Annotated in this window: 15 protein-coding genes; 1 reads left to right on the top strand and 14 read right to left on the bottom strand. The window is 70.3% G+C overall.

All coding sequences use genetic code 11. The features are described 5' to 3' along the window. The first annotated feature begins 4 nt into the window (after window positions 1–4). On the top strand, window positions 5–1,462 hold the full coding sequence (locus VSH64_RS40420) for a right-handed parallel beta-helix repeat-containing protein (RefSeq protein ID WP_326568011.1): 1,458 nt from the start codon (window positions 5–7) through the stop codon (window positions 1,460–1,462). Between the two features lie 11 nt (window positions 1,463–1,473). On the opposite strand, the gene VSH64_RS40415 is transcribed toward VSH64_RS40420, so the two are convergent. The 14 genes from VSH64_RS40415 to ddaH form a co-directional block, all read right to left on the bottom strand. Next, window positions 1,474–2,115, bottom strand: coding sequence for a phosphatase PAP2 family protein (locus VSH64_RS40415; protein WP_326568010.1), 642 nt, complete (start codon window positions 2,113–2,115; stop codon window positions 1,474–1,476). A gap of 182 nt (window positions 2,116–2,297) precedes the next feature. Continuing rightward, window positions 2,298–3,476: a glycosyltransferase gene (locus VSH64_RS40410; RefSeq protein WP_326568009.1), complete on the bottom strand. Its 1,179-nt coding sequence runs from the start codon at window positions 3,474–3,476 to the stop codon at window positions 2,298–2,300. Beyond that, window positions 3,473–4,729: an O-antigen ligase family protein gene (locus VSH64_RS40405; protein ID WP_326568008.1), complete on the bottom strand. Its 1,257-nt coding sequence runs from the start codon at window positions 4,727–4,729 to the stop codon at window positions 3,473–3,475. Before VSH64_RS40405 ends, VSH64_RS40410 begins: the two co-directional genes overlap by 4 nt. 3 nt (window positions 4,730–4,732) lie before the next feature. Then, window positions 4,733–6,259 carry a right-handed parallel beta-helix repeat-containing protein gene (locus VSH64_RS40400; protein WP_326568007.1) on the bottom strand — a complete coding sequence of 509 codons (1,527 nt, stop codon included), beginning with the start codon at window positions 6,257–6,259 and terminating at the stop codon, window positions 4,733–4,735. Window positions 6,260–6,281: 22 nt separating this feature from the next. Then, the gene (locus VSH64_RS40395) at window positions 6,282–8,177 is read right to left on the bottom strand and encodes an alginate lyase family protein (RefSeq protein WP_326568006.1); all 1,896 of its coding nucleotides are present in this window, start codon (window positions 8,175–8,177) and stop codon (window positions 6,282–6,284) included. Continuing rightward, a complete protein-coding gene (locus VSH64_RS40390) occupies window positions 8,177–10,357 on the bottom strand; it encodes a bi-domain-containing oxidoreductase (protein ID WP_326568005.1) in 2,181 nt (726 codons plus the stop codon). The genes VSH64_RS40395 and VSH64_RS40390 overlap by 1 nt, the downstream gene beginning before the upstream one ends. 21 nt (window positions 10,358–10,378) lie before the next feature. After that, a complete protein-coding gene (asnB, locus tag VSH64_RS40385; RefSeq protein ID WP_326568004.1) occupies window positions 10,379–12,304 on the bottom strand; it encodes an asparagine synthase (glutamine-hydrolyzing) in 1,926 nt (641 codons plus the stop codon). Between the two features lie 13 nt (window positions 12,305–12,317). Next, window positions 12,318–14,051, bottom strand: a complete 1,734-nt coding sequence (locus VSH64_RS40380; RefSeq protein ID WP_326568003.1) for a Wzz/FepE/Etk N-terminal domain-containing protein — start codon at window positions 14,049–14,051, stop codon at window positions 12,318–12,320. Further along, window positions 14,048–15,424, bottom strand: a complete 1,377-nt coding sequence (locus tag VSH64_RS40375) for a GumC domain-containing protein (RefSeq protein ID WP_326568002.1) — start codon at window positions 15,422–15,424, stop codon at window positions 14,048–14,050. The genes VSH64_RS40380 and VSH64_RS40375 overlap by 4 nt, the downstream gene beginning before the upstream one ends. Before the next feature lie 116 nt (window positions 15,425–15,540). Further along, the gene (locus VSH64_RS40370) at window positions 15,541–16,737 is read right to left on the bottom strand and encodes a glycosyltransferase family 4 protein (protein ID WP_326568001.1); all 1,197 of its coding nucleotides are present in this window, start codon (window positions 16,735–16,737) and stop codon (window positions 15,541–15,543) included. Beyond that, complete coding sequence (locus tag VSH64_RS40365) at window positions 16,718–18,034, bottom strand: nucleotide sugar dehydrogenase (RefSeq protein WP_326568000.1); 1,317 nt, start codon at window positions 18,032–18,034, stop codon at window positions 16,718–16,720. The genes VSH64_RS40370 and VSH64_RS40365 overlap by 20 nt, the downstream gene beginning before the upstream one ends. 248 nt (window positions 18,035–18,282) lie before the next feature. Further along, window positions 18,283–18,996 carry a glycoside hydrolase family 75 protein gene (locus VSH64_RS40360; RefSeq protein WP_326567999.1) on the bottom strand — a complete coding sequence of 238 codons (714 nt, stop codon included), beginning with the start codon at window positions 18,994–18,996 and terminating at the stop codon, window positions 18,283–18,285. A 289-nt stretch (window positions 18,997–19,285) separates the two neighbouring features. Next, window positions 19,286–19,936 carry a polysaccharide deacetylase family protein gene (locus VSH64_RS40355; protein ID WP_326567998.1) on the bottom strand — a complete coding sequence of 217 codons (651 nt, stop codon included), beginning with the start codon at window positions 19,934–19,936 and terminating at the stop codon, window positions 19,286–19,288. An 87-nt stretch (window positions 19,937–20,023) separates the two neighbouring features. Then, window positions 20,024–20,866 (bottom strand): dimethylargininase, encoded by an 843-nt coding sequence (gene ddaH / locus VSH64_RS40350; RefSeq protein WP_407655595.1) that lies wholly within the window; start codon window positions 20,864–20,866, stop codon window positions 20,024–20,026. Window positions 20,867–20,889: the final 23 nt, after the last annotated feature.

Raw genomic sequence — 20,889 nt, 5'->3', positions numbered from 1 at the left:
AGCCATGGGCAGATCCGCGGCCGTGGTGGCCGGTCTTGTGTTGGTGACGAGCGCGCTCTCCGGAGCCGCCGCCGGAGCCAGTACCGGGGCCGGGCCCGCGGCCGTGTGCGGCACGACGGTGACCGAGTACAGCTCCGCGCCCACCGGGGCCGTGGTGGTGGAGCCGGGCCACGACCTGGGCGCGCTCACGCAGGCGAGCCCGGCCGGCACCACGTTCTGGCTCAAGCCCGGCACGCACACGCTCGGCACCGACGCGTACGGCCAGGTCCAGCCGAAGGACGGCGACACCTACCTCGGCGCGCCGGGTGCGGTCCTCGATGGACAGAACGTGAACCAGGCCGCGTTCACCGGGCAGGCCAAGGACGTGACGATCCGCGGTCTCACAGTGCGCGGCTTCGCGGCGCCGCAGGACCAGGGTGTGGTCAACCACGACTCGGGCACGCACTGGGTGATCGAGGACAGCACGATCGAGGACAACCGCGGCGCGGCGCTGATGGCCGGCGACAAGCAGGAAGTCCGGCGCAGCTGTCTGAAGGACAACGGCCAGTACGGCATGAACGCCTACCGCGCCGGCGACGGCATCACCGGGCTCGTGCTGGAGGGCAACGAGATCACCGGCAACAACACCGACGACTGGGAGACCAAGTCCCCCGGCTGCGGCTGCAGCGGCGGCGTGAAGTTCTGGGCCGTGAACGGCGCCGACGTGACCGGCAACTGGGTCCACGGCAACCACGGCCCCGGCCTGTGGGCCGACACCAACGACAACGACTTCCTCGTGCAGGACAACGTGATCGAGGACAACGACGCCGAGGCCCTGTTCTACGAGATCAGCCACAACCTCACCGTCCGCGACAACGTGTTCCGCCGCAACGCCCTCGTCGCAGGCCGGGCGAAAGCCGCGAAGGGCGACAACTTCCCCGTCGCCGCGATCTACCTCTCCGAATCCGGCGGCGAACCCCGCCTGGCCGCGCGCACCCACCAGATCGACATCGGCGGCAACACCTTCGAGGACAACTGGGGCGGCGTGGCCCTCTGGGAGAACGCCGACCGCTTCTGCAACAGCCCGGCCAACACGTCCACGGGCTACTGCACCCCGTTCGCCACCAAGGCGCAGTGCAGCGCCCCCGCGATCACGCAGAAACCGCTGTACGACGACTGCCGCTGGAAGACCCAGAACGTGACCGTGCACGACAACACGTTCACCTTCGACCCCGCCCACCTCGGCTGCACGCAGTTCTGCGGCCGCATGGCGGTGCTCTCGAACTACGGCAGCTACCCCGACTGGTCGCCGTACAAGGGCGACGTGGTGCAACAGGCCATCACCTTCGCCCAGGACAACCACTTCACGAACAACACGTACTCGGGGCCGTGGGCGTTCGTCGCCCACGACACCAGCCGGGTGCTCACGCCGGAGCAGTGGCAGGCAGGGCCGTACGGGCAGGACGAGGGAAGCAAGTTCTAGCTCCGGCGCCGCTACAGCCGCGCGGCGATCCGGTCGATCACGAACGCCGTCGCCGGGATCACGGCCAGGGCCGCGGCGAAGCCGCCGATGGTGTCGGTCGGGTAGTGGGCGCCGAGGCCGACTTCGGCCCAGGCCATGACCACGGCGGCGACCAGGGCGAGGGCGGTCGCCACGGCCACGGCGGCGGCGCGGCCCAACCGCTCAGCCAGCAGAAACGCGCCGATCAGCGCCAGAGCAGTCGCGAAGGCCGTGTGGCCGCTCGGGTAGGACAGGTAGCTGCCGTGGATGAGGCGGCCGGTGATGGGCTTCAGCACGGACGTCACGGCGACCGTGAGCCCGCAGCCGACGAGGATGAGCACGGTCGTGCGGGGCCGGCGGGCCAGCAGGGTGCCGGCGACGAACAGCACGACCACGATCGCCGAGCCCACCGGTTCACCGAGGAAGTCGACGCCGGTGGCGATGTACCACCACGGGTCGGGCAGCAGGTCGGGGCCGGGCAGCAGAGGAACGTCGAACGCCGTCGGCTGCGACTGGCCGGCGAACGCGATGGCGAGCACCACCAGCACGACCAGGCCGAGTGCGCTCGCGACCAGCGCCGGCGTGCGCACCGAAGCCGGCAGGGCCGGCGGCGCCTCCCGGACAGCGGATCTCATCGAGCGGTATCCCTCATCGCGCCGGTATCCCTCATCGAGCAGAGCGCCCTTTCGCGTGAAGAACCCCTGACCAGACCGAGGAGAACGGTACGGCGGTGCTCGTCACCTCGGTGTCAAAACCACCGTGGGAAACCGCCGAAACCACGCTGCCCGACCGACACGACCCCGCCCGAGCCACACCGTCAGGCCGCGGCGATGGCCGCCTCGTAGCCCTCGACCAGCCGGCGGAAACCCACCGCCGGGGTGAAGTCCTCGTCGTAGCGCTGCCGCGCCGCGTCGCCCATCTTCTGGTTGCGATCGGCGTCGGCGAGCACGTCACGCAGGGCGTCGGCCAGCGCCGGAGCGGAGCCGGGTGAATACAACTGCCCGGTGACGCCGTCGGAGATCAGCTCGGTGAACGCGCCGTGCGAGGGCGCGACGGTGGGCACGCCGGCCGCCATGGCCTCCACCACCACGAGCCCGAACGCCTCCAGCCACGCCGAAGGCGCCACCACGGCCGCCGCGTCGGCCGTCAGCGCCTGGCACGAGGCCTTGTCCTGCAGCCCGACGTACGACACGTCCGAGCGCGAAGCCGCCCACGCCGCCACCGAGTCCGAAAGCGGCCCGGTCCCGGCGATCACCAGCGGCAGGCCGAGCGAACCGCCGAGCCGCTCCCACGCCGCCATCAGCAGCGGCACGCCCTTCTCCTCCGTCAGCCGCCCGAGGAACAGCACGTGCGAGCCCGCGCCGGTCCGGCGCACGCCCGGGTCGGTCACGAAGTTGTGCTTCACCGTCATCCGCGAAGCCGGCATACCCGCGTCCACCAGCAGCCGGCGCTGGGCGTCGGAAATGCAGAAGAAGCGCGTGACGCCGGAGTGCCACCGCGAGCGGTTGAGCGTGAGGTTCGCGGCCATCGGCACCGTCGCCACGGCCGACGAGCGGTAGCAGCCGTGTTTCACCGCGGGCACCGGCGTGTGGCCCACGCAGTCGGTGCAGATGCGGCCGTCGCGGTAGAGCGTGCCGGGTGGGCAGACCATGCCGTAGTTGTGCAGGGTCGCGACCACGGGCACGCGCGCGTCGGCGCAGGCGGCGAGGACCGAGGGCGAGAGCAGCGGGAACGTGTTGTGCACGTGGACCACGTCGGGCCGCTCGACCTGCAGCCGCGCCGCCAGAGCGGCCCGCGCGGACCGGTTCCACGGCACTTGCAGCGGCACGAACGCCTTTTGCGGCAACGACATCGACGCGATGTCGTCACTGCGCCGCTCGAAGAGCGACACCTGCACTCCGCCGGCGGCGAGCAGCGCGACCTCGGCGTCGACCACGTTGTTCTCCCCGCTCGGCTGCTCCGAGCGGTAGCGGTTGTGGACTACGAGCACCTTCATGCGGGCTGCCCTTTCGGGATGAAGTCGTCTTCGGACGAGCGCACCGTGCCCTGCGCGAGCAGCGACGCGGCCAGCGCCAGGTGCAGCAGGTACGGCGAAGCGTCCCCGAGCCCGGCCTCGGTGTACGACGCCGAAATGCAGTACGTGATCAGGAAGATCGCACACGCGCGGGCCAGCGACGGCGGCCGCAGCACGGCCACGGCCACCAGCACCAGCAGGAACGCCGCGACGATCGCGATGCCCGTGAACCCCTGCTCGTGGTACACGGCGAGCCAGCTGTTGTCGATCGGCAGGCCGTCGTAGGACTTGTCGGTGAGGCCGACGCCGAAGATGTACTCGTTCACCGTGCGCGGCGCCGCCAGCAGCGCGTCCCACACCTTCGCGCGGCCGGTGAGGCTCGAGAAGTTCTCCTCGCTCTGCCCGCGCAGGAACCACGCCTGGAGCAGTCCACCGAGCACGACCACCGCGAAGCCCGCCACCAGCACGAGCGAGGTGAACACCTTGCGTGCGCGGGCGTTGGTCATGGCCAGCGAAAGCAGCGCGACCACGAGCCCGGCCACCAGGCCGAGCGTCGCCGTGCGCGTGTGCGAGAGCAGCAGCAGCCCCATCGACGGCACGATCACGATCAGCGCGCTGGTCATCGTGGTGCGCTTGCCCAGCCACAGCAGTGCTGACAGGCCCGCGATCACGGCCGCGTACTGGCCGACCTGCGGCGGCGTGAGCGGCCAGATCGCGCCCGCGAGCCGGCCGCCGTAGCTCTCCGGCATGGCCTTGCCCGGCGCGATCACGAGCCCGATCGCCACCGACACCAGCACCGCGCTGAACATCTTGATGTGGTGCCGGACGAACGTGAAACCGCCGTTCCACCAGCGCGTGAGCAGCCACAGCGTGGCCAGGAACACGCCGAAGCGGAAGCACCGGAACAGCGACCCGAACCCGGCTTCCAGGTGCAGGCTCGCCACCGTGCTCGTGACCAGCAGCAGCGTGAGCAGCAGCAGGTACGCGCTCGGGCGGATCTTCAGCCGCGGGTTGAGCGCCAGCGCGATCACGAACGCGGTCATCAGCGCGCCCATGGTCACCAGCTGGCTCACCGCGCGCGGCAGCGGGATCACGGTCTCGGCGCCGGTCGAGCCGAGCGTATTGAGGATCAGCAGCGCCCACGCGGCGCCGACGAGCTTCGGGGTGCGCTCGCCGGTCTCCGCCGGGGTCGGTTGCCGGATTTCGGCCAGCAGTGCCGTTCTCGCCTGGGCCATGGGTCAGCCTCCCCCGCCGGGCTCATACGTGGTGCGCGCGTCCTGGTTGAAGGGCGCGCCCTCCCATTCGCCGATGCCGAGCACGTGGCTCATGTCGGTGGCGATGAAGGTCCACGGGCCCACGTACGCGTTGTCGTGCCAGGTGTTGCCCTGCTTGAAGGTGATCGCCTGCTGCACCACGTCACCCTTGTACGGCGACCAGTCCGGGTACGTGCCGAAGTTCGACAGCAGCCCCATGCGCCCGCACGTCGACTCGCAGCCGATCGCCGACGGTTGCAGCATGAAGCGGTTGTTGTGCACGTCCACGCGCTGGGTCTTCCAGCGGCAATCGTCGTACAGCGGCTTGTTCGCGATCGCCGGCGCGGCGCACTTCGCGGTGTCGGGCTGGAGCCTCGTGCAGACGCCGCTGGAGGTGTTGGCCGGGCTGTTGCAGAACCGGTCGGCGTTCTCCCACAGGGTGATGCCGTTCCAGTTGTTCTCGAACACGTTGCCGTAGATCTCGAGCTTCGACGTGCGGGCCTTCACCCGCGGTTCGCCGCCGGACTCGGAGATGTAGATCGTGGCGGTCGGGAACGAGTCGCCGCGGTCGGCGTAGTCGCGCCCGTCCACGAGGTTGTTGCGCTTGATCGTGTTGTTGCGGATCACCGCGTTGTAGCTGGTCTCGTAGATGATCGCCGCGCTGTCGTTGTTCTCGATGAGGTTGCCCTCGATGAGGAAGTCGTTGTCGTTCGTGTCGGCCCACAGGCCGGTGCCGCGGTTGTCGTGCACCCAGTTGCCGATCACGTCGGCGCCGTTCACCGACCAGAACTTGATGCCGCCGGTGCAGCCGCAGCCGTCGATCTTCTTCTCCCAGTCACCGGTGTTGTTGCCGGTGATCTCGTTGCCGCGCACCACCAGCCCGGTGATGTCGTCGTCGGCGGAGAAGGCGTTCATGCCGTACTGGCCGTTGCGGCGCAGGCAGTTGTCCAGCACCTGCTGCTTCACGCCCGCCATGAGGCCGGCACCGTCGTTGTCCTGGATGGTCGCGTGCTGGATCACCCAGCCGTCGCCGGAGTCGTGGTTCACCACGCCTTCGTCGCGCGGCGCGACGAAGTTCTGCACGGTGAGGTTGGTGATCTTCACGTTCTTCGCGTGGCCGGTGAAGGCGTACTGGTTGATCTTGCGACCGTCGAGCACCGCGCCGGGCCCGCCGATGAACACGTCGCCGTCCTTGGGCTGGACCTGGTCGAACCGGTCGTCGCCGAGGTGGTGGCTGCCCGGCGCGAGCCAGAATGTGGTGGCGCCCGCGGCATCGCGGACCTTCGCCGCGAAGTCGTCGGTAACGGCCACGGACACCGCGCCCGCGGGTGCGGCGGCGGGACCGGCCGGCACCTTGTCGCACACGGCCGCGACGGGGCCGGACGGCGCCGCCGACGTGGCCGCGGCCTGGCTCGACGCGGGGTCGTCCTGGTCGGCCGACCCCGTGCACCCGGCCAGCACGAGCGGGCACAGCAAGCCCAGGAACAGCACCAGCCTGCTGGTCGAACGCACCGGGTCGGTCCTCTCAGATCAGTCAGAAAGCCAAGGTCGTGGTGAACGCCGGCGCGGAGGTTCCCGTGCCGACGAGCGTGGTCGCCGGTTCGCGGCGGCCGAAGCCGGCCGAATACCAGCCCAGCGGCGGATTCTCCTCGCCGCGGTGCGCGGTCCACGTGAGCTCCGGCGGCAGTGCCAGCGTCGCTGTGTGGCCGGGCCAGCTCAGCTTCGCGGTGCTGCCGTCGAGGGTCACCGCCACGAGCGGGCCGAGGTGGAAGGCGAGCTTCGCCGGCAGCGTGGGGTCACCGTCGACCTCGTCGAGGATCGTCAGCGTGCGGTCGTCCAGCTCCACACATCGGCGGTGCACGGCCGGCGCGTAGCCGTCGTGCTCGGCGCGCCAGCGCACCGGGCCCACGGCGAGCGTGCGGGTCTGCGCGTGCCGGGTCCACAGGAACGGCCCGCCCGAGGCCGACTGGTCGGTGCCGCCGAGCTGCAACGTGTTGTGGCCGAGCGTCGAGCGGAAGTACGACCGCCACTCGGGTTCGCCGTGGTAGCAGTAGGTGCCCGGGTCGGCGAAGATGTCCACGCCGTCGTGGCGCACTTCGAGCGAGAGCGCGTCGGCGTGGGCGTGGGCGGCGATGGCGAGGAAGCCGTGGGGGCCGCCGTCGCAGCGGACCCAGATCTCCTCCGGCTCGTCGGCGGGCGTGCGCAGGATCGTCATGCCGGCGTCGAAGAGGTCGTCGATCCGCCGAGGGGGCCGTGGATCGGCGAGCTCGGGCACTCCGCCGAGCGAGGCGAACAGCGTGGTGCGGACGTCACCACTCGGCACCTTCGGCCACCAGTCTTCGCGGCCGAACAGCGCGCCACCGGCGGCCAGCAGCGAGGCCCAGCGGCTGGTGCCGGTGCCGTCGACGATGAGGCCGTAGCCGTCGTCGGCGTCACCCTGGCGCGGCGGCCGCAGCTGGCTGTCCACAATGGACGCCAGGGCGTCGCACATCCGGCGCAGCACGAGCCAGGTGGATTCCGGCACCAGCGCGCCCGCTTCCAGCGCCGCCGCCAGGCCGAGCTCCAGCACCAGGCCGTGGTACTCGGTGGCCAGCTCACGGTTGAGGCCCGACGCGAAGGTGTTGGCCTGCAGCTGCGTGTCCAGCGACTTCAGGGCCGCGTCACGCCAGGTCTCCGACTCCGGGAACCAGTCGAACGCGCACGCGGCGGCGAGCTGCCCGGCGTCCTCGGCGATCACGTGGTTGTTGGCCGACGAGCCGCGGCTCGGGAACGCGGCCAGCCAGCGCTGGTGGTGCCAGATCTGGTGCAGCGCCTCGGGGTTGTCTTCGAACAGGCCCGGCGCACCGGACCAGCCGTCGAGCAGCCGGCGCACCCACACCCACGACAGCAGCCGGATGCCGAGCTCGATCCCGCTCACCCAGTGCACGCCGCGCATCGGCGGGTTGGCCGCCCACCAGGACTTCAGGTGGTCGGCCACGCGGTGGGCGTAGCGGTCTTCGCCGGTCGCCGCGTACGCGGCGGCCAGCACGGTGAGGTGCTGGTGGCGCGACGGTTCCCAGATCTGCTTGATGTCGCCGACCGTGTCTTCGCTGCGGTAGGCGATGTCGAACGAGTACGCGTCGCCCGGCGCGCGCCGGCCCGTTTTCGGGTCGAACGCCCAGTCGGGCGCCACAAGGTCACCGCGCTCGACGCCGAAGTACTCGGCGTGCCCGTCCATCAGCCGCTCGGCCGTGGCCAGCAGCTCGGCGCGGGCCTCGGCCGACACACCCTCGACGCTCGCCGGCCGCTCGAACACGCGGTGCGGCAGCCAGGTCGCTTTCTGCTTCGCGACCCCGCGCCACTGCTGCTTGCGCAGCACGTCGGTGGCGCGCCCGGCGACCTCGGCCGGGCTCATGGCCGAGAGTCTTCGCAGGTACCAGGCCGGATCCATCAGCCGAGCACCTCCTTCGGCTCCAGCCGCACCGGCGCGCCGGTCTCGAGGCTGCGGTTCACCGCGAGCGTGGCCAGCGTGGTGTTCACCAGAGACTCGACGCCGATCGGCATCGCGACGCCGGTGGTCAGCGCCGTCACGAACGCCTCGACCTCGGCCTTCTGGCCCTTGTCGCGGCCCTTCGGGAGGCGCGAGCTGGCCCAGCGCTTCTTGCCGTACACCGAAGCCCGGGCGAAGTCGTCGAACTTCAGCACCTTGCCGTCGGCCAGGACCTCCAGCGTTTCCTTCTGGAACGCCGTGGAGCCGCTGGTCACGTAGCTGATGGCGGCGGTGGAGCCGTCGGCGTAGCGCAGCAGCACCTGCAGGTCGTCGTTGCCCGGCGTCGCGGTGGCGTAGACCGAGATCGGGTCGCTGCCGAGGAACCAGCTCACCGTGTCGATGAAGTGCCCGCCCTCGCCGACGAACCGGCTGCCTTCGGAGTCGGCCTGGTTGTACCAGCTGTTGGACTCCAGGCGGCCGGCGTTCACGAGGTAGCGCACCGAGGCCGGGCCCAGGCGCGGGCCGAACTGCACCCGGGCCTCGTTGAGCAGCGGAGCGAAGCGACGGTTGAAGCCCACCTGCAGCCGGTTGTTGCCCGACTCCTCGATGGCCTCGACGATCCCGCGCAGCTCCTTCTCCGACAGGGCCAGCGGCTTCTCCACGAACACGGCCTTGCCGGCCAGCAGCGCGCGGCGCGTGAGCTCGGCGTGGCTGCTGTGGCGCGTGACCACGAACAACGTGTCCACGGACTCGTCGGCGAGCAGCGCGTCGAGGTCGGTGGTGGCCTTGGCGAAGCCGAACTTGCGCTTGGCGTTGGCGCCCGAGAGCGCTGAGGTGGTGACCACTTCGGACAGTGCCACCCGGTCGTGGGCCACCAGGTGCGGCAGCAGCATCGAAGACGCGTAGTTGCCGGCGCCGACGAAACCCACGCGCAGGCGGCCGCGCGGGGTGGCGCGGGTGGTGACCGCGGCGGGCGGCGCCACCGACGACACCACGGGCTCGGCCGCGGCCTCGGGGCCGTCCGGGTACTCGAACAGCACCGCGACGGCCTTGAGCTCACCGTCCTGCAGCGACTTGTACGTCTCCACGGCCGTCGAGAAGTCGGCGGTGTGCGTGATCAGCGGTTCGACGTCGAGCTTGTCGCGCGCGGCCAGGTCGAGGAAGCACTCGATGTTGCGGCGCTCGGTCCAGCGCACGTAGCCGATCGGGTAGTCGCGACCTTCGAGCTCGTACTCCGCGTCGTAGCGGCCCGGCCCGTAGGAGCGCGAGAAGCGGACGTCGAGCTCCTTCTCGTAGTAGGCGTTCCACGGCAGGTTGAGCGAGATCTTGCCGATGTCGACCACGCGGCCGCGGTCGCGCGAGAGCCGCGCGGCCAGCTCCACCGGGTCGTTGGACGCGCCACCCGCGGCCAGGTAGACCTGGTCCACGCCGTGGCCGCCGGACAGCTCCACCACGGCGCTCTCGATCGTGTCCGAAGCCGGGTGCGCGCAGGTCAGCGCGCCCAGCTGCTCGGCCAGCTCACACCGCGACGGGTCCGGGTCCACGCCGACGACCCGCACACCCGAGGCGACCAGCAGCTGCACCACGAGCTGCCCGATCAAGCCGAGCCCGATCACCAGCGCGAGGTCACCGAGCTGCGGCTCACCACGGCGCACGCCCTGCATCGCGATCGACCCGACCGTGCCGAACGCCGCGTGGCGCGGTTCGAGGCCGGCAGGCACGCGGGCGTAGAGGTTCTTGGGCACCCAGTTGAGCTCGGAGTGCAGCGCGTGCTCGTTGCCGGCGCAGGCCACGACGTCGCCCACGGCCACGTCGTCGATCCCGGCGCCGACCTCCACGACCACGCCCGCCAGCGAGTAGCCCAGCGGCGTGTAGGAGTCGAGCTTGCTGGTGACCTTGCGGTAGGTGGCGGCGAGCCCGTTGGTCGCGACGCTCTGCATCACCTTGGCGACCTGGTCCGGCCGCGAGCGCGCCTTGCCGATCATCGACATGCTCGCCTCGGACACCTTCATCATCTCGGTGCCGGTCGAGATCAGCGAGTACACCGTGCGCACGAGCACGCCACCCGGTTTGCAGGCCGGGACCGGCACGTCGAGGAGCGCCAGCTCCCCGCTCTTGTAGTTCTGCACTACCTGCTTCACAGCACTCCCTGCTTTGAAAGCTCAGCTGCCTGAAATCACGGTGGACGATGCGGCGCGGTACCAGTACTCGAGGGTCAGGACGTGCCAGAGGTGCTTCGCGCGGTCCTGCTGCCCGGCGGCGTCCTCGGCCACGAGCTTCTGCAGCGCTTCGCGTTGCAGGAACCCGGATTCGACGAGCACGCCCTCGTTCACGACCTCCCGCACCAGCGGCGCGAGGTCCCGGCTCATCCACGCCCGCAGCGGAGCGCTGAACAAGCCCTTCGGGCGGTAGACGATCTCCTTCGGCAGGATCGCCAGCGCGGCTTCCTTGAGCGCGGCCTTGCCCTGGCGGCCGACGATCTTGCGGTTGCCCGGCACGCGGAACGCGGCCTTCACCACCTCGACGTCGACGAACGGCGTGCGCACCTCGGTGCTCGCCGCCATCGTCGAGCGGTCGGTGTAGGTGAGGTTGAGGCCGGGCAGGAACATCCGCGTGTCGGCCAGGCACATGCGGTTCACGTAGTCGCTCAGGTGCTGGTCGTGGTACGTGTCCGCGTGTTCGGTCAGCACGTCGTCAACGTCGGCCGCGAGGTCCGGGTTCACGAGGCCGAGCAGCTCACCGCGGTCGTACATGGTGTAGCTGCGGCGGAACGCCGTCTCCTCCGGCAGCTCCGCGAACGACAGGAACCGCTTCGCGAAGCGCACCGTGCGGTAGCCGCGGCTGGCCGAGGCCACCGGCAGGCGGTCCACCACGGTCTCGATCGGCTTGCGCACCAGGCCCGGCACGCGTTGGTAGCGCAGGGCCAGCTGGTTGGCGTAGTGCTTGCGGTAACCGGCGAACATCTCGTCGGCGCCCATGCCCGAAAGCATCACCTTCACGCCGGCCTCGCGCGCGGCCGTGCAGATGAGGAACGAGTTGATGGCCGCCGGGTCGCCGATCGGCTCGTCGAGGTGGTAAGTCATGCGCGGCAACAGGTCCAGCACCTGCGGCGCGATCTCGATCTCGTGCAGGTCGACGCCGAATTTCTCGGCCACGATCCGGGCGTACTTGAGGTCGTCCGGCATCGCCTCGAACTTGGCGTCCTCGGCGCGGAACCCGATGGTGTAGGCCGAGATCCCGGGCTGCTGGCGCGCGGCGAGCGCGGTGAGGTAACTCGAGTCGAGGCCGCCGGAGAGGAACGTGGCGACCGGGACGTCGGAGAGCAGGTGCTTGCTCGTGGAATCCGCGATCACCTCGTGCAGGTCGACCTCGCCGCGGTGTTCGCGGCTGTAGGCCTCGCCTTCCTCGGCGACCTGGCGCAGCGACCAGTAGGCGCCGCGCTCGCTCGTGCCGTCGGTGCGGAAGCGCACCCACGTGCCGGGCTGCAGCTTCTCGACCTCGCGGTAGGCGCAGCGGCTGTCGGGCACCCAGTAGTACAGCAGCGACGCGATGAGGGCCGCTTTGTCGACTTCCAGCGTGCCGCCGAGCTCCGTGGCCAGGGCCTTGAGCTCCGAGGAGAACGCGACCCCGCCGTTTCGCTGCACGAAGAACAGCGGCTTGATGCCCAGCTGGTCGCGCACGAGCACCAGCTCGCCGGTGCGTTCGTCGAACACACCGAACGCGAACATCCCGCGCAGCCGCGGCAGGCAGTCCACGCCCCACTCCCGCCACGCGCGCAGCAGCACCTCGGTGTCGGACGTGCCGCGGAAGCGCACGCCCTTGCCTTCGAGCTCGGCCCGCAGCTCGGGTGCGTTGTAGAGCTCGCCGTTGTAGGTGAGCGCGAGCCCCTCGGCCACCATCGGCTGCGCACCTGTCTCCGACAGGTCCACGATGGACAGGCGACGGTGTCCGAAGTGGACTTCGCCTTCGCCGGCGCGGTGGTCGTAGCGGCCGGCCCCGTCGGGCCCGCGGTGCGCGAGGCACTTCGTGAGCCGGTCGGTGAGCGGGCCGCCGTCCGGCCAGTGGTAGGCACCTGCGATGCCGCACATGGTGTTCGCCTCTCTAGCTTTCCGGGCCGGACTGGACGGGCGCGAACTTCTTCGTCGGCATCTCGGAGTTGCCGGGTTCGGACTTGCGCTGCTCGGGCGCGTGCTCTTCGGGCTTGCGCGGCACCGGGCTCAGGCGCCGGGTGGGCGCTTCGAGGTGGTCGCGCTTCGGCTCGACCGGCTTGGCCACCGAGCTCTCGATCGTCTTCTCGCTGTCGTGCTCGACGTGCTCCACCGGCCAGTCGATCGGCTTCTCCGGCTCCTGCTCCACGAACTTCCGCGGCGGCTCCACCGGCTTCTCGGCCGGCTTCTCCAGCTGCTTGGCCGCGACCACGGACGCGCGCCCGCGCAGCGCGGTGTGCAGGCCGTCCCACAGCGTGCCGTCGGTCTTGTCCTTCGGGTCGGGGTCCACGAGGACCACACCGAGGATCGGGATGCCGCAGTCGGCGAGCTGGCGCGCCACCGTGTGCAACCACAGCGTGTTCGCGTGGCCCGCGCGCACGACCAGCACCGTCTCGGTGCCGAGGTACTCGAGGTCCGTCCACGCCGTGCCGGGCGCGACCGTGCCGACGCCGAGCCGGTACACGGCCCGCTTCACCGACGGGTCGCCGACCTCGACCACGCGCACGTCGCCGTCCGTGGTCAGCTTCGTCGCGTCGCGGCGCGGCAGGTCGTCGACCACCACCACGGGTCCGTCTTCGGCCAGCTCACCGGCCATGTCCACGGCCAGCCCCGCGGCCACGCCGGGCGCGCCGAGCTCCAGCAGCGACAACGGACCGCGCTCGGCCCGGGCCGCCCGCACGAGCGTGACGGCGATGCGCTTGCGCGCCACCACCGGCTTCGACTTCGCCCAGAGCCGCTTCGGGCCCCGCAGCTTCGACGGCAGCTGTGCGATCACCGAGGCCCCGAGGTTCTCGGAGATCTCGCGCCGCAGCACGGGCCGGTCGCGCACCAGCGCGGTGACCACGGCCAGACCGAGGCCGAGGGCGAGCCCCAGCGCGAAGCCGATCGCGGCGTTGGTGGCGGCGGTCTTCGGCAGCGACACCTTGAGGATCGCCGGCGCGTCCACGATCAGCGTGCCCGCGGCCACCTGCGGCGTGCCGATGCCCGCCTGCTGCGCCTGGTTCTGCAGGTCGGCGACCTTGGACACGAGGTCGGCGCGCTGGGTGTAGAGCTGCTCCAGCGTGCCGGCGTTGGCCCGGCTGCCCTTGTCCGCCTCGGCGGCGGCCTGCGCGTCGATCTGCGCGAGCTGCTGCTGAGCCTGGGTGCGCTGGTCGAGCAGAGCCTTGGCCTGGGCGTTCGCGGCGGCCTGGTTGCGCTTCACGTGGTCGGCGATGAACACGTCGGCCAGCGCCTGCGCCTTGGCCAGCGCGTCTTCCTTGGTCTTGGCCGTGACCGTCACCTGCATGACGTTGTTGGTCAGGCCCAGGCCGGTGTAGTCCTTCAGGAAGTCTTCGGTCGCCTCGGTGCTGTTGACCTTCTTCAACGCCTCGGACGCGATCTTCGCGGTCTCCAGCACGGCGACGTCGGTGCGCATCAGCGTGCCGCTGTCGGTCGGCGAGTCGTCCGGGTGGATCACGATCACCTTGGTGACCGCGGTCGGCGGCGCCGGCAGCAGCACGGCCACCGCGGCGCCGAGCACGAGGCCCAGCAGCGCGACGGCGACCCACATCCGGCGGTGCCGGCGCACGGCCACGACCAGGCGCTGGAAGTCGATCAGCGGCGGTGAAGAGCTCTGCGCAGTGGTCATGACGTACCTGCCATCGCGTCACGGTCCGCCGGGACCTGGGGTTGATCGGCCGCCGCCGGTTCTCGGCGCGGTTTCCCGGTGACGCGGACCTGCCGGGTGAGCACGACGCCGAGCACCTCGTGGCCCGCGTCGGCGCACGCCTCGGCGATTGCCACCAGCTCCCACGCGCTGCGGCTGCCGACCGAGAGCACCACGAGCACGCCGGCGGTGCCGTCGGGCACGGTCGGCTGCACGCCGGCGCCCACGGTGACCTCGGTGATGGTGAGTTCCACGCGCACCCGCTCGGTCTCGGCGACCTTCGCGAACTGGGCCGCCGCGGCCCGCGCCGCGCGGTCGCCGGCGGCGACGAGCACGAGCAGCCGCAGCACGCCGTCCCGGTCGGTGCCGAGCCGCGCGAACACCCGGCGGTACCGCACTTCGCGGCTGGCCTCGTCGGCCGAAGCCGGCACCTCCGGCAGGTTCCACGGCTTGTCGCTGCCGGTGATCCGGCTCAGCGCGCCCCGGAACCCGCCGGCGCGTTCACGCTCGCCGGTCTCGGGCACGTCGACGCTCGCCAGCACCGGTGCACCCAGCGCCGAGCCGATCTCGGTCTCGCTGCGCGGCCGGCGGTCGCTGCGCGCGCCGAAGAGATAACTGAGCAGACCGATGAGGAAGAACAGGATGGCGCCGCCACCGGCGAGCTGCACCAGCGTGGGCGGGGCCTGCGCGGTCGGCTTCTCCGACGGCCCCATCACGACCATGTTCCCGGCGCCGGTGGCCGCGTCAGCCGCGTTGAGGTTGTTCATCGCCTGCTCGAGCGAGGTCCGCAGGCCCTGCAGCTCCGTGCGCACCTGCACGCCCTCCACGGTCTGGCCGTCGGTGACCGAGCGCGAGAGGTCGAGGATGCGCTGGTTGGTCTGCGCCACCTGCTGGCGCAGCGCCTCCCGCTGCTCCTGCGCGAGCTGCGCCGACGTGCCGGCCGAGTTGGACAGCAGCTGCGTCGAGTACTTCACGAACTCGTTGGCCACTTGATCGGCCAGCTGCTGCGCGTGCTGCGGGGTGTCGCTCGACGCGGTGATCGCCACGACGTTGCCCTGCGCCACCGAAGCGGTGACCTTCTTCTGCAGGTCCGGGCCACTGTCGCGCATGCCGAGCCCCGCGGCCGCGCGGTCCAGCACCACCGAGCTGGTGGCCACCTGGGCCTGCGTGAGCAGCTCGTCGGCCTGACGCGGACCCTGCAGCAGCACACTCGCCGTGGTCTCGTAGCCGGGCGAGAGCACGACTGAAGCCCCCGCACCGACGCCCGCCCCCACGACCACCAGGATCAGCAGCGCCCTCCAGCGTCTGCGCAGAACCTGCCCCACCATCGAAAGCCGTACCGTGTCGTCACTCAAAACCGGGGTCTCCCCTCCGAAAGTGGCGTACCGGTCACTGACCCCGTCGTCGTGCTGGAGGCGTTGGTTACACCGAACGCACGAACCTTGTTCAAACCGCGATCAACCACGCGGGCTCAGCGCACGGCCCGCTCGTACGCCGCGAGCAGCGCCTTCTGCGAATTCGCCCAGGCCAGCGGTCCGCTGACCCGAGCTTTGCCGAGTTCGCCCATCCGGACGCGCATCTGCGGGTCGTCGAGCAGCACGGCGACGAGCTTCGCGAACTCGGTCACGTCGTCGGCCGGCGCGTAGAGCGCGGCCTCGCCCGCGGACACGCGGGCCTCCCGCAGCTCGAACGAGACGATGGGCTTGCTCATCGCCATGTACTCCATGATCTTGTTCATGGTCGACACGTCGTTGAGCGGGTTGAGCGGGTCGGGTGAGAGGCACACGTCGGCCGCGGACAGGTACCGCAACAGGTCGGCGTCGGACACCCGGCCGGTGAACTCGACCTGGTTGTCCAGGCCCAGCTCCTTCGACAGCGCCACCACGTCGTCGAACGCGTCGCCGGCGCCCACGAACACGGCGTGCCAGTCGTCGCGGCCGATCTCGTCACGCAGGGAAGCCAGCGCGCGCAACGCGTAGTCCACGCCGTCCTGCGGCCCCATCACGCCGAGGTAGCAGAGCAGGTGCGGTTTGCCGCGTTTGAGCTCCGGCTCCACCGGCACCTCGTGGAACCGCTCGACCACGGGCGCGCTGCGGACCACGAACACGTCCTCGGGCTTCTTGCCGCCGCGAATCAGCGCGACCTGGCGGTAGCTCTCGTTGGTGGCGATCACGACGTCGGCCGCGCGGTAGGTGGAGCGCTCCAGCGCGCAGACGCCGCGGTAGAGCAGGTCCTGACCACGGTCGAAGCGCGAGAGGTACAGCTCCGGCACGAGGTCGTGCTGGTCGAAGATGAACTTCGCGCCCTGGCGCTTGAGCATCCGCGCCACGAGGAACAGCAGGTCCGGCGGGTTGCAGGCGTGGACCACGTCGACCGGGCCGACCTTGCGGGCCAGCCGGAACGTGTGCCACACCGCGGAGCCGTACTCCTGCACGTAGCCGGCGGGGCCGCCGGTCGCCGCCTTGAGCGGGTAGCGGTGGATGTGCACCTCGTCGATCACGGCTTCGGGTTCGGTGTCGCGTTTCGTGCCCTGCGGGCAGATCACGTGCACCTCCCAGCCGGCGTCGCGCAGCGTCTGGCACTCCTGCCACACGCGGCGGTCGAACGGCACCGAGAGGTTCTCGACCAGGATCAGGGCTTTTTTCTTGTCACCAGGCAAGGCCGACATATCCCTCTTCGGCCCGGCGCACCTCGGCGTCGGGGAGGCGGACGAGGTCGACGAGCGTCTGCTCGCCACCGTGGGGAAGCGCGGCCAGCACGGCCGGGTCGACGGTGCCGACGAGGCACACCTCGGCGTGCTCGAGCACCTCCTCGACCGAGCCGGCGAGCAACGAACCGAGGTGCGGCAACCGGCCCTCGATGTACTCGCGGTTGGCGCCCATGAGCCGCGAAAGGCTCACGTTGGCGTCGTAGATCTTGAGGTCGAAGCCCTTGCCCAGCAGCCGCTCGGCGAGCTCGACGAGCGGGCTCTCGCGCAGGTCGTCGGTGCCCGGCTTGAACGACAGGCCGAACAGGCCCACCTTGCGCTTGCCGGTGCGCGCGACGAGATCGAACGCACGCTGCAGGTGGTCTTCGTTCGAGGGCAGCACGTGCGCGAGGATGGGCACCGACACGTCGGCGCGGCGCGCGGCGTAGACCAGTCCGCGCAGGTCCTTCGGCAGGCACGAGCCGCCGAACGCGAAGCCCGGACGCAGGTACGCGGGGCTCACGTTGAGCTTGCGGTCGGCGAGGAACACGTCCATCACCTTGTGCGAGTCGAGCCCCAGCGCGCGGCACACGGCGCCGAGCTCGTTGGCGAAACCGATCTTCAAGCCGTGGAAGGCGTTGTCGGCGTACTTGGTCATCTCCGCGACCGGGATCGGCACGCGGAAGACGTCGCCGGGCAGGCCCGTGTAGAGCTCGGCCACGATGTCGCCGCTGGCGCTGTCGAGCTCGCCGATCACGGTCTTGGGCGGGTCGAAGAAGTCGCGCACGCTGGTGCCCTCGCGCAGGAACTCCGGGTTCACCGCCACGCCGAAGTCGACCCCCGCGGTGCGGCCGCTGGACTTCTCCAGGATCGGCACCAGCAGGTCGAGGCAGGTGCCCGGCAGCATCGTGCTGCGGAACACGACAGTGTGTCTGGTTTCTTTCTGTGCCAACGCTTCGCCGATCTGGTCGGCGACGCGTTCGAGGTATTCGGTGGAGAGGCTGCCGTTGGGCGCCGACGGCGTGCCCACGCAGACCAGCGACACGTCGGTCGCCGCCACCGCCTCGGCCACGTCGGTGGTCGCCCGCAGCGCCCCCGAAGCCACGACCTCGGCCGTGAGCTCGCCGATCCGTTCCTCGACCACCGGCGCGTTGCCGCGCGTCACGAGGTCGACCTTCACGGGGTTCACGTCGACCCCGACGACCTCGTGGCCATTGCCCGCCAGACAAGCCGCGGACACGCACCCCACGTACCCCAGCCCGAAGACACTGATCCTCACGCTTGAACCTCCGCCCGCATTCGCTGATCCCTTGGTCGGCGCGCGGACGCAGTTCGTTACCCGTTCAGGCGAGTGGAGAAATGGCAACCGGATTTGCGTATCGATTGTGCGCTGATTCGGCACTGTTTCAACCCGGCGTAGTGGTCTCGACAACATTTTTCGTTGCCGTAGCGCGATTTCAGCCAAGAAACGACGAAACGCCGGGGAAGCTCGACAAAGCTTCCCCGGCGTTCGTGTTCGCGCTCAGGTCAGTTGTTGTTCACGAAGGTGCTCGCGAGGCCCTGACCGGTGCTCGTGGCCGTGCCGTGGTTCTCGATCGGCGAGACCTTCGAGTTCTTGAAGCAGATGTAGGTCACGCCGGAGTCGGTGCCGCCGTTGGACGGATCCGGGTTGATCCCCAGATCCTTCGCCGTGGCGTAGGAAGCCTCACCGATGATGGCGGTCGGACCGGTGTCGCCGATCACCGTGTATTCGACTTTTCCGTTGTAGATCACCGCGCACGAACCGCCGCCCTTGAGGCCGGACGACGAGTAGTTCCACGTGCCGCTCGAACTCGGCACCACGATGTAGGGCAGCGTCGCCGCGTTCAACGGCCGGCCGTCGCTCTGGTGGAACGCCGTGTCGCCCTGGTAGCAGCAGTCGGTGTTCTCGTTGCACTGCGACGAACGCTGGCCGTCGCAGTCGATGTCCATGTCGGCCTTCCAGAACACGGCCCCGTTGGCGTCGCACACGGCGACGGTCTTGGAGCCGGCGTCCTCGTCGGTCTTGTACTTGCCGTTCGACACCTGCCGGCAGCTGTTGGTCTTCGCCAGCAACTGCGCCGCCGTCGGTGCCGCGGCCGGGGCCGCCGCCACCGCCGGCGCGGGTGCTTGCGCCGGCGCCTGCGCTTGGGCCGACGCCACCGCCGCGGGCATCACCGCGGCGGCGATCGCCATGGTCGCGAACAGGATCAGCTTCCTCATTGAGGCTCCCTGTCAGTCAGACTGTGCAGTCGAGTGCGTTAGTTAGGAAAGTTTCCTTACTGGCGGCGTAGCGCACAGGATGCACCCGGACGCACACGGTGACAAGAGGTTGTTCGTGAGTGGTTTTCCCACCAGAACGGCAAACCCGACGAAACCCCAGCTACCGGGGCCCGGAACTGGGAAAACTTCCCCACACGCCTTCCCGGCGACCGGAACACCGCCCCGTACGCCCCGAACCCGAGCCGCGCGGCGAGCCAAAGGGGTCGACAGGGAGCCGGAGGCGGGAGGGTCAGAAGGCGAGAAGGCCCGTGAGGCGGCCGGACCACCGGCGCGGATCGCGGCCCGCCAGCACACCCTCGGCCCACTTCCGGTCCAGCTCGCGGTGCACCTCGACGCGGTGCTGCAACCACGCTCCGCCGGGGCCGCCCGGACCACCGGGCCCGCGCCCGGCGTACACCCGCGTCGCGCCGGCCGCGCGCAGCCGGCCGAGCACGCGTCGATCCACGCGCCGGCCGGACAACGAATAGCGGCACACCGCGCGTCCGCTCAGCTCGCCGAGCAAGCGCGGCGCCGCGTCGAGCTCACGCCGCAGCACGCGTTCCTCGAAGCGCCGCGTGCCGAAGCGGTCCCAGCCGTGGGAGCCGACGTCCATGCCGGCCGCGATCAGCCGGCGCAGCCCTGCGCGGTCCACGAACCCGCGCGAGCCGACGCGGCCGGCGAGCGGGAAGAACTCGGCGCGCAGGCCGCGCTGCACGAGCCTCGGCAACGCGACCTCGACGTCGGAGACGTTGCCGTCGTCGAAGGTCAGGCGCGTCTCGGGACAGCGCGCGACGACGTCGAGCAGGGTCTCGAACTGCTCCACCGTGATCCAGCGTTCGTCTTCACCCGGGTCGAGCGCACGCTGGGGCCTGCCGATGCCGTGCACGGTGAAGTTGACCATCGCACCTCGTCCCGGTTCGGAGCGTCGAACCTCCTGTTCCCGATTAATCGAATTGGCAAATGGAGTAGTTACACTATCTACACAAAGTTATTTACGAATCTCCAAAGTGCAGCACTTCGGGCCGCCGCCGGCCTTCCGCAGTTCGGAAATGTCCAGGTAGACGGGCTCGTACCCGCGCGAGGCCAGCTCCGCACCCAAGCCGACGGCCTCCAGCGGCAGCACCACGTTGCGCCCGTCGGACACCCCGTTGAGCCCGAAGCACTCGGCGTCGGCCGCCGTGGCGATTACGGCGTCGGGGAACAGCCGCCGCAGCACGCGCTGCGAGCCGGGCGAGAAGGCGGCCGGGTAGTAGGCGATCTGCGCGGCCGCGGTGTCGGTCGCTTCCGAGAGCACGAACAGCGCTGTGTCGAGGTGGTAGTAGCGCGGGTCGACGAGGCTCAGCGACACCACCGGCACGCCCAGCACCTCCTGCGCTTCGGCGTGCGCGGCCGGGTCGGTGCGGAAACCGGTTCCGGCGAGCAGCAGCTTGCCGGTCCAGGCGAAGTCGCCCTCGGCCTCGTTGATGCGCTCGGGCATGGTGAGGTCGCGGTAGCCGTGCTCCACGAACCAGCGGCGGAAGTGCTCGGCCTCGGCCGCGCGCTGCGGCGCCCGGAAGCGCGAGCCGAGCACGCGCCCGTCCACGACCGTGCCGGAGTTGGCCGCGAACACCATGTCGGGCAGGCCCGGCTGCGGCTCGATCTCCTCGACGGTGTGGCCGAGGCGCCGGTAGGTGTCGCGCAGCTCGGTCCACTGCGCCACCGCGACCTCGGCGCTGACCGGCTGGGTCGGGTCCATCCAGGGGTTGATCACGTAGTCCACCGCGAAGAACCGCGGCGGGCACATCAGGTAACGGCGGGTGGTGGGCACGCGCTGCACAGACTCTGCCTGCATAGATGCAGGGTAAGGTCGGCCTA

The organism is Amycolatopsis rhabdoformis (assembly GCF_035918295.1).
Classification (GTDB): domain Bacteria; phylum Actinomycetota; class Actinomycetes; order Mycobacteriales; family Pseudonocardiaceae; genus Amycolatopsis; species Amycolatopsis rhabdoformis.
Note: the sequence above shows the minus strand (reverse complement) of the source record. Positions and strands in the feature narration are given on the sequence as shown.